This window comes from Pseudomonas sp. 102515, assembly GCF_031085165.1.
Taxonomy (GTDB): domain Bacteria; phylum Pseudomonadota; class Gammaproteobacteria; order Pseudomonadales; family Pseudomonadaceae; genus Chryseomonas.
The window spans coordinates 1-332 of sequence record NZ_JAVHTY010000020.1; the positions used below are offsets into that span (position 1 = coordinate 1).

Sequence of the window (332 nt, forward strand, 5' to 3'; positions counted from 1 at the left end):
GGCAGTTCGAATCTGCCCAGACCCACCAATCGATGGGGCCATAGCTCAGCTGGGAGAGCGCCTGCCTTGCACGCAGGAGGTCAGGAGTTCGATCCTCCTTGGCTCCACCATTTCCTTGGTGGCCCATGCGCGTCACTGTAAGTCGACTGACTAACACGATTGCTTGAAAAGCTCAGACATGAGCGTTTGATGTACCTTCCGGTGCAGCCCAAACTCTGATGTCTGGTCTTTGATCAGAACTGTTCTTTAAAAAATTGGGAAAGTGATAGAAGTAGACTGCATTAACTGTTTTCACTGGCAGTTAGTGTCGTCAAGGTAAAATCTTGCGAACT

1 tRNA gene is annotated in these 332 nt (G+C 49.7%); it reads left to right on the forward strand.

The window, feature by feature from the left end:
- Positions 1–34: 34 nt before the first annotated feature.
- Positions 35–110: transfer RNA gene (locus tag RCF34_RS22810), tRNA-Ala, on the forward strand.
- Positions 111–332: the final 222 nt, after the last annotated feature.